Consider the following 511-nt stretch of genomic DNA (forward strand, 5'->3'; position numbering starts at 1 on the left):
CTTCCTTTCAAATGGAAAATAACAATCTTCTTCACAATCATGGCGTAAAATTGGTAAAAAAATCGTATTGTAATACTCATCAGAGTTGATGTGTAAGGCTGTCATTTTATCTGCAATATAGTCTTCTGTATCACGGAAAATGCTAGAATTACGCTCTCGAATTGGTTGAGTAACTTCATTCCTCTGAAAGATTTTTATTATCTCCTCTAGTGATAGTAATGGTTTATCTAGTGTAATTGCATGTTCGTATTTCATTATAATGATCCCCTTCCAAAGCAAAAAAAAACACAAATCTTGTGTTTTTTCTCACAGTGTTTTTTATTTGTATACCTAAATCTAAATACCTTTTTACAAGTGATTCCTAACTTGAAAACAACACAAAAAGGGCTCCTTCAAGTCGATTAAAAATGTGCATAGCAAAATAAGCTAGATATACACTAATCGGCTCAAAGAAGCCCTTTCAAAAATGAAACAAGACGCAACTTGCTTCTACAACTCAACCACAACACAA

Annotated in this window: 1 pseudogene; it reads right to left on the reverse strand. The window is 32.7% G+C overall.

The features are described 5' to 3' along the window. A pseudogene (locus ACS2CR_RS34380) lies at positions 1-255 on the reverse strand (hypothetical protein); the annotation flags it as partial. Between the last annotated feature and the right edge of the window lie 256 nt (positions 256-511).

Origin of the sequence: Bacillus cereus group sp. BceL291 (assembly GCF_051776705.1) — a bacterium.
GTDB lineage: Bacteria > Bacillota > Bacilli > Bacillales > Bacillaceae_G > Bacillus_A > Bacillus_A cereus.